Here is a 7,245-nt window from a genome sequence, read left to right as displayed (position 1 = left end):
CAAGAGCGTTTTGCTTACTTTTGCGCTTTTCAAAAGTGAGCCGCTGTAAAAGCGGAACCTATATCAGCCGTTACCGCAGAAACGGATATGTACTAGGTCCAATCCACCATCCTGGTCGGCCCAGAGGCCGCCATCGGGGGCAAGCCCCCTCCCACATTTGAATGCATTTCATCTTCACGTCGCTGAACGATTTGCCCCCGTAACCCGTCATACCAATCCCTGAGCTAGTGTAGGAATTGCCTACCACTCAGCCCCGAAATTAGTCCCAGACCGCCCATTCATGTTTAACTTGAACGCTCGTTCAAGTTAAACCGGTGGTTCGCTGCCCGCTCACAACAGGAGGCTTACCTTTGCTGAGTCCGTTATATACAGCCACATTTCACACCTCGGGGGGGCATCACTCATGAGTGCATCGTCCACCCCACCCAGCGGTCTGGTGCGCATGAATGCGCCCGTTTTCTACTTTGCCGCCACAGCCATCCTGCTGTTCGGCATCACGGTCATCGCTATCCCGCAACAGGCCGGTGCCTGGCTGCTGGCGGCGCAAAACTGGGCGGCCAATACGGTCGGCTGGTACTACATGCTGGCGATGACCCTGTATCTGGTCTTCGTGGTGGTCACCGCGCTATCGGGCTACGGCAAGATAAAACTCGGTGCCGACCACGACGAGCCCGAATTCAGTTACCTGTCCTGGGCCGGCATGCTGTTCGCCGCCGGGATCAGCATCACGCTGTTTTTCTTTTGCGTCTCCGAGCCGCTGACGCACCTGGTGCAACCGCCCCAGGGCGAGGCCATGAATGCCGATGCGGCGCGCCAGGCCATGCAGGTCCTGTTCCTGCACTGGGGCTTGCACGGCTGGGGCGTGTTCGCGTTTGTCGGCATGGCCCTGGCGTACTTCGCCTACCGGCATAACCTGCCGCTGGCGTTGCGCTCGGCGCTGTACCCGTTGATCGGCAAGCGCATCAATGGCCCGATCGGTTACGCGGTGGATGGCTTCGGCATCATTGCCACGGTATTCGGCCTGGGGGCCGACATGGGTTTTGGCGTTTTGCACCTCAACTCCGGCCTGGATTACCTGTTCGGCATCGCCCATACGCAGTGGATCCAGGTGGGCTTGATCACCTTGATGATGGGCGCGGCGATCATCGTTGCCGTGGCCGGTGTCGACAAGGGTGTGCGGGTGATGTCCGACATCAACATGCTGCTGGCCTGCGCACTGCTGCTGTTCGTATTGTTTGCCGGGCCCACCCAGCACCTGCTCAATACCTTGATCCAGAACATCGGCGACTACCTTGGTGCGTTGCCGACCAAGAGCTTCGACGTGTACGCCTACGACAAACCCAGCGACTGGCTGGGCGGTTGGACGGTGTTCTACTGGGCCTGGTGGATCGCATGGTCGCCGTTCGTGGGCCTGTTCATCGCGCGGATTTCCCGTGGCCGCACCATCCGCGAATTCGTGTTTGGCGTGCTGCTGATCCCGCTGGGTTTCACCCTGGCGTGGATGTCGATCTTCGGTAACAGCGCCATCGACCAGGTGCTCAACCATGGCATGACCGCGTTGGGCCAGTCGGCCATTGATGAGCCGTCGATGAGCCTCTATCTGCTGCTGGAAACCTACCCGTGGAGTAAAACCGTGATTGCGGTCACGGTGTTTATCAGCTTCGTATTTTTCGTGACCTCGGCGGACTCAGGCACGGTGGTGCTGTCGACCCTGTCGTCCAAAGGCGGCAACGCCGATGAAGACGGGCCGAAATGGCTGCGCGTGTTCTGGGGCGCGATGACCGCCCTGGTCACCAGCGCCTTGCTGTTTGCCGGCAGTATCGATTCGTTGAAATCAGCGGTCGTGCTGACCTCGCTGCCGTTCTCGCTGATCCTGCTGCTGATGATGTGGGGGCTGCACAAGGCGTTCTATCTCGAATCGCAAAAGCAGATCGCCCAGTTGCATTCGCTGGCACCGATCTCGGCGTCGCGCAAAGGCCGTGGCGGCTGGCGCCAGCGTCTGAGCCAGGCCGTGCATTTTCCGTCGCGCGACGAGGTGTACCGTTTCCTCGAGTCGACGGTGCGCCCGGCCATCGAAGAAGTGACGGCCGTATTTGTCGAGAAGGGCCTGAACGTGGTCACCCAGCCAGACCCGGCCAACGACAGCGTCAGCCTGGAAATTGGCCATGGCGAAGAGCATCCGTTCATCTACCAGGTGCAGATGCGTGGCTATTTCACGCCATCGTTCGCCCGTGGCGGCATGGGTTCCAAAGAGATCAACAACCGCCGCTACTATCGCGCCGAAGTGCACCTGCGTGAGGGCAGCCAGGATTACGACCTGGTGGGCTACACCAAGGAGCAGATCATCAACGACATCCTCGACCAGTACGAGCGGCACCTGCAGTTCCTGCATCTGGTGCGCTGATTCGCGCGCATAAATGCACGTAATAGCGTTCCTCTCAAGTGGGTCTTTGCTGTAAAAGGGAAAGGCAGACTTAAGCGATTCAGCGGGTTAAAGGCTTGGGAATAACCTTATTCCCAGGCCTTCTTTGCCCCAACGCCCAGAGAGGATTCGATGACGTACATTGCTGCCGAAAACCGCTATGAATCTATTCCTTACCGCCGCGTAGGCCGCAGTGGACTGGTGCTGCCGGCACTGTCCCTGGGGCTGTGGCACAACTTTGGCGACAGCACCCCGATCGCCACCCAGCGCGCCCTGCTGCGCACCGCGTTCGACCTGGGCATCAATCACTTCGACCTGGCCAATAACTACGGCCCTCCCTACGGCAGCGCCGAGATCAATTTCGGTCGTTTGCTGCGCGAAGACTTCAAGCACTACCGCGACGAACTGATCATCTCCAGCAAGGCTGGCTGGGACATGTGGCCCGGGCCTTATGGCCAGGGTGGCGGCTCGCGCAAATACGTGCTGGCGAGCCTGGATCAGAGCCTGCAGCGCCTTGGCGTCGATTATGTGGATATCTTCTACTCGCACCGTTTCGACGCCGACACGCCATTGGAAGAAACCGCCAGTGCGTTGGCCACTGCCGTGCAGCAGGGCAAGGCGTTGTACATCGGTATCTCGTCCTACTCCGGGGTAAAGACCCGGGAGATGGCAGCGCTGCTCAAAGAGTGGAAAGTGCCGCTGTTGATTCACCAGCCGGCCTACAACCTGCTCAACCGCTGGGTGGAAAAAGACCTGCTCGACACCACCGACGAACTCGGCGCCGGCGTGATTGCCTTCACGCCGCTGGCTCAGGGCTTGCTCACCGATAAATACCTCAACGGCATTCCTGCCGATGCCCGGGTGAATCGTCCAGGGGGTGGCTCGCTGCAGGCCCAGCACCTGTCCGAGGAGAACATTGCCCACGTGCGCGCCCTGAATGAGATCGCCCAGCGTCGCGGCCAGAGCCTGGCGCAATTGGCGCTGGCCTGGACCCTGCGTGATCCACGGGTGACCAGCGCGCTGATCGGCGCCAGCCGGCCGGAGCAGATCATCGAGAACGTCGGCGCGTTGAAGAACTTGAGCTTCAGCGCCGAAGAGCTGGCGCAGATCGATCGGTTCGCCCAGGAAGGCGGGATCAATCTGTGGGAAAAACCGTCAATGGCTGAGTAACGTCAGCGTGCCTGCTCGATAGAGGCGCCGACCTTTATCGTGGCAGGCACACTGCAGCTGTTTGCTCAGCGCAGGGTTAGCACTCGCCGGGCATCTTGGAAGCCCGACTCAGACAACTTGACCTTATTCCCATAGAGGTCTGCGTAACCGTCAATCACGGCGACCGAGTGCCCACCGGCGTCTGCGGTACCCAGGCCTTCTTTGGCCAGTTGAGCCGGGTTGGTCCAGCGCCGTTTGGCATGTAGGCCCAAGCGATTGGTGGCATCTCCCGGCATTTCCCCGTCATTCAATGAGGCCATTGCGTCTTTGAAGCTGCGCTTGGCGCTGCCTTCGTGATTTTTCATCTGAGCCCGCTTGGCGCTGGCGGCATACAGGAATACCGCGTCCTTGAGCACGTCCGGATCCTCGCCCTCAAAGCCGCTGCCGGTCCTCGCCAGCATTAACTCTTCGTGGGATATGTGCAGCTTGAAACTGTCCTGCATTGTCACCTCGAACCCCGTTTTTGTCGGGGTTATGAGTTTGAAAATCCCCTGTGGGTGATGACCGTATTTCATCATCGCCAGCTTGATCGCCGACACCGTGACGCAATTGCCTTCAATGCCCTGCCAGAACCCACGCCAGATATCCTCGGGCTTGGTGCCGATCGGCACCGAAGACATAAATGGGCTCTCGTCAGGCCGGGGCTTGTCCTGGGGGGTGACAGTGGGCAAAGGGGCTGGCGAATCGCGATCAACCTTATGAGGTTCTGCGTCAACCGCAGGTGCAAAGGGGCTGGGGCGCTGTGTGATGGTTTTGAGAAAGGTGTTCAGTGAGTTCAGTTGTCGAATGATAGACGCGTAAAGGTTTTGGCCGTTTTCCGCGCCGGCCGCGACGGATGTTTCCATCGGGGCCTTGGCGTTCGTCACGCCTGTGCCGGCGCAGAGACCGGGAAGTATTGACGTATTAAGCGCTGCGGTGCCGCTGGCTGTGTTGAGTAACATGGGCCGCCTCGTATTCAGTAGTGTGAGTGAGCGATTCAGTGAGGGTCGAGTACGTAGCCGTGGCCCTCATAAGGCAGATACTGATGCGCCTTTTCATTGCCCAGAACCAAGCCGAAACCGTACAGAAACCCGACGGTATCCTGGTCTTCCAGTTCACTCACATGGACATGGCGCATATGGCCGATCATGCCGATATTTTCCAGGACAGGTTTGATATGCCGGCCATTCTGGATCGCATCACTGAGGGTCGTCTCGAAGTCGGACCTTGCCACCGGATCTTCATGTTCCAACTGCTGACGTTTCATAAAAGCCGCAAATATGAAGTTGGCATCCTTTATCAGCTCGCTGTCGTCACCGGACAGTTTCAAAGCTTGCCCGGCCCGTTGTAGCTCCTGGCGAGAAACATGCACTTCATAACCATCTTTCATCGTCACGTCGTAGCCGTCACCTGCCGCGGCAACCCGTTGAAAGCAATCGGTGGGGCTTTGCCCGAACGTCATCATCATCAGTTTTATTGCGTCAACGTAGGCTTGCGTGTCGCGAAACTCGCCAAAGCCCTGAGGTGTGTTACTCAAGCCAGTCAATATATTGGCTGGACGTTCACCGTTTCTTTTCGAGGAAATATCCGGCATCGCGCCGGGGGAGGGAGGGTCGAGCGGCGTTACAAGGGGTTTGACGTTGGTTTGCGGGGGGGGAGGCGCAACCCGCGCAGGGCGCGAGTCAGTGGACGGTTCGGCCAGCCTGGTGGCTGCGGGTAAATCCGACAGTATGTAGGCCGGCTTTTTCAGCCTTAACTTCGAAGGTGTCCCGTGGAAATCCTCGTGACCGTCGACAACCAGCATGGACTCCCTATTCGAGACAACCGTGATACCCGGTTTTTGACCCGTGCCCAATGACTCGGACTTAACCTCTTTCATATGGTTTTCCAGGCCCATGAGCTTCAATACGCTGCCGGCATGTTCGCCTTTATTGGTATTGCGCAGGGTCATGGAATAACTCGCTTGTTCGGCGGGGTCATTGCTTTGTAGCTGTTTTCGCTTGACCAGGGTCGCATACAGAAAGTTGGCGTCTTTCAGCATGTCTTCGTTGCCCAGCAGTTGCGAACCTTCTTTGGCAAGGTCCAGCTCTTTGTGCGAGATGAATAATGTGAAGCCATCTCTCATCGTCACATTGAACCCGTTATTCAGGGGCGTGACTTGAGCGTAAATATCGGTTGGGCTTTGACCAAAGTGCTGCATGGCCAACTTGATCCCGGCGACATGAGAACTGTGCGGTGTGGTCAGTGAGCGGTAGGTTTCATGGGGCGAAAAGAACAGGCCACCTAATACGTCGTCGGGTTTTTGTTTGTCCTTTTTATTTGAAAGGTACTGCGTACTATCAGGGCGCACCGTTGAGTGGGTGGTCGCTGCAACGGTTGCGGGTGTATCAGGCTTGACGGGCGTGGCGCCGAGGGCCTTCTGGAGTGTGTTCATCAAATTTTCAAGCTCGCTTAACACGGCAAGCAAACTTTCGCGTCTGTCGGGCGCGGCGGTGGGCGGTTTCAGTGTTTCAAGTGTTGTGCCTGTGGCTGAAGGGGCGGGTTCAGCAGGCTGTGACGCAAAAGCGTTCAGCCACGGCGATACGGTTGAGATATTCATTTAAGCACTCAATGGATTCAGGTAAGGGTTCACTGCGCAGGCGTTTTGGACGCACGATGTCAGTGGTGAGCCTTACCTTGTGCGTTCCTGAAAGTGAGTGCTTGACGAGTTACAGAGCGTGTCGTGAGCCACATTTTTCCATAGGAAAAATCTTGAAATTAACGGTTTTTTCGCCATTCGAGGCAGTTGGATTAAAACGGTGCATCGCCCAGGATGGTTGCCCGGTGCATGACGCGGCGCTGTGGACGGTAGTCATCCACCGCGTAATGCTGGGTCACGCGGTTATCCCAGAACGCCACGTCATTTTCCTGCCAGCGCCAGCGAATAGTGAACTCCGGGCGGGTGGCGTGAGCAAACAGCAGCTTGAGAATCGCCTCGCTTTCGGCCGGTTCCAGTTCGTTGATTCGGGTGGTGAAGCCGTCATTGACGAACAGCGATTTGCGCCCGCTGACGGGGTGTGTGCGTATCACCGGGTGTGACAGCGGCGGGTTTTTGCGGCGGGTTTCTTCCCAGCGCGCCAGGTCTTCGGCGGTGTTGCCGAAGCGCTCCAGCGGAAAGGATCTGGTGAAGTCGTGGGTGGCGGTGAGGCCATCGAGCAAGGCTTTGAACGGCTCGGACAACGCCTCATATGCCGCAATCCCGCTGGCCCACAAGGTATCGCCACCAAATGCCGGCAACTGCTTGGCGCTCAGCACCGCGCCGAGGGCAGGCGTGGGCAGGAAGGTCACGTCGGTGTGCCACACGGCGTTGTCACGCACATCGGTCACGGCAGTGTCGAGGATCAGCACTTCGGGCTGTTCCGGCACGTTGGGGTAGATCGGGTGGATATGCAGGTCACCGAAATTCGCCGCAAACCGTGCCTGCTGCTGCGGGGTGAGCGGCTGGTCACGGAAGAACAGCACCGAGTGCCTGAGGAGTGCTTGTTCGATGGCGTCGCGCTCTTCAGGGCTCAGCGCCCGGGTGATATCGACGCCACTGATCTGCGCGCCAAGCGCCGTGCTTAAAGGGGTAACGGTCAGGCTGCTCATTGTGTGTT

At 58.3% G+C, this 7,245-nt stretch carries 5 protein-coding genes; 2 read left to right on the top strand and 3 right to left on the bottom strand.

Annotated features, from left to right (window positions below; all coding sequences use genetic code 11):
* Nucleotides 1-442 precede the first annotated feature (442 nt).
* Both betT and mgrA read left to right on the top strand, forming a co-directional pair.
* Nucleotides 443-2,404: a choline transporter BetT gene (gene betT / locus BFQ00_RS10105; RefSeq protein WP_163001547.1), complete on the top strand. Its 1,962-nt coding sequence runs from the start codon at nt 443-445 to the stop codon at nt 2,402-2,404.
* Between the two features lie 150 nt (nt 2,405-2,554).
* Entirely contained in the window at nt 2,555-3,592 is a 1,038-nt protein-coding gene (gene mgrA, locus BFQ00_RS10100; protein ID WP_065884649.1) for an L-glyceraldehyde 3-phosphate reductase, read from the top strand.
* 65 nt (nt 3,593-3,657) lie between these two features.
* Here mgrA and BFQ00_RS10095 read toward each other — a convergent pair whose 3' ends face one another.
* The 3 genes from BFQ00_RS10095 to tauD form a co-directional block, all read right to left on the bottom strand.
* Nucleotides 3,658-4,572, bottom strand: a complete 915-nt coding sequence (locus BFQ00_RS10095) for a hypothetical protein (RefSeq protein WP_065933422.1) — start codon at nt 4,570-4,572, stop codon at nt 3,658-3,660.
* 35 nt (nt 4,573-4,607) lie between these two features.
* Nucleotides 4,608-6,209, bottom strand: coding sequence for a hypothetical protein (locus BFQ00_RS10090; protein WP_130184056.1), 1,602 nt, complete (start codon nt 6,207-6,209; stop codon nt 4,608-4,610).
* A 191-nt stretch (nt 6,210-6,400) separates the two neighbouring features.
* Nucleotides 6,401-7,237 carry a taurine dioxygenase gene (gene tauD, locus BFQ00_RS10085; RefSeq protein WP_065933420.1) on the bottom strand — a complete coding sequence of 279 codons (837 nt, stop codon included), beginning with the start codon at nt 7,235-7,237 and terminating at the stop codon, nt 6,401-6,403.
* Nucleotides 7,238-7,245: the final 8 nt, after the last annotated feature.

It is taken from the genome of Pseudomonas sp. 28 E 9, assembly GCF_900004785.1.
Lineage (GTDB): Bacteria > Pseudomonadota > Gammaproteobacteria > Pseudomonadales > Pseudomonadaceae > Aquipseudomonas > Aquipseudomonas orientalis_A.
The sequence above is the reverse complement of the archived record's forward strand: the minus strand, read 5'-3'. Positions and strand labels throughout refer to the sequence as shown.

Excerpts from the sequence above, each read along its gene's own strand:
- betT (WP_163001547.1), top strand. The coding sequence starts at position 443 with ATGAATGCGCCCGTTTTCTACTTTGCCGCCACAGCCATCCTGCTGTTC.
- mgrA (WP_065884649.1), top strand. The coding sequence starts at position 2,555 with ATGACGTACATTGCTGCCGAAAACCGCTATGAATCTATTCCTTACCGC.
- BFQ00_RS10095 (WP_065933422.1), bottom strand. The coding sequence starts at position 4,572 with ATGTTACTCAACACAGCCAGCGGCACCGCAGCGCTTAATACGTCAATA.
- BFQ00_RS10090 (WP_130184056.1), bottom strand. The coding sequence starts at position 6,209 with ATGAATATCTCAACCGTATCGCCGTGGCTGAACGCTTTTGCGTCACAG.
- tauD (WP_065933420.1), bottom strand. The coding sequence starts at position 7,237 with ATGAGCAGCCTGACCGTTACCCCTTTAAGCACGGCGCTTGGCGCGCAG.